1 protein-coding gene is annotated in these 633 nt (G+C 66.4%); it reads right to left on the reverse strand.

Annotation, left to right across the window (positions count from 1 at the left end):
- The coding region (locus A3764_RS01920; RefSeq protein WP_150122052.1) for a PhnD/SsuA/transferrin family substrate-binding protein at positions 1-520 on the reverse strand (520 nt) is incomplete at its 3' end.
- Positions 521-633 lie beyond the last annotated feature (113 nt).

A 633-nucleotide genomic window follows, 5' to 3' on the forward strand; every position in this document is an offset into this window, starting at 1 on the left:
AGAATGCTTCCGCCTGTCCGGGGTCTTCGATCAGCCCGGCTTCTACGAATTCGGCGAGCGGGTAGAGATAGCCCGATTCCGAAATCGGATCGGCAAAAGCGATGTCGCGCCCGCGCAGGTCTGCGAGCGCGCCGATGCCGCTGTCGCGCCGCACGAAGATGCGGCCCGTATAACTCGGCGCGTCGCGGTAGACCTCGGACAGGAGCGGCACGGCACCGATCTCGGCCTCGGCCAGAACGAAGGGCAGGGCGCCCATGAAGGAGATATCCGCGTCGCCGTTGCGCAGCGCCTCGACCGCCGCTGCATGGTCGATGGTGACGAACCCCTCGACGGGGACGCCGATCTCCTCTGCCAGCCATCCGGTGATGGCCTCGATGTCCCCCAGAAGCTTGTCGGGGTTCTCTTGCGGGATGAAGGCAAGCCGCAGGGTTACGTCTTGCGCGGCGAGAGGTGTCGCCAGCGACACCGCGCCCGCGCCGACCAAGGTCAGTATCGTTCTACGGGTCAGATGGACCGGCATCAGAATGCCCTCTCTTCGATTGCGTCGGCTTCGGACTTGAACGCGGTCCAGCTTGCTTCAGCGGCCTCCCAGTCTTCCACGCGGACGGCGGCGCCGACCGCGGCCAGCCGCTC

Origin of the sequence: Sulfitobacter sp. HI0129 (assembly GCF_001635395.1) — a bacterium.
Lineage (GTDB): Bacteria > Pseudomonadota > Alphaproteobacteria > Rhodobacterales > Rhodobacteraceae > Sulfitobacter.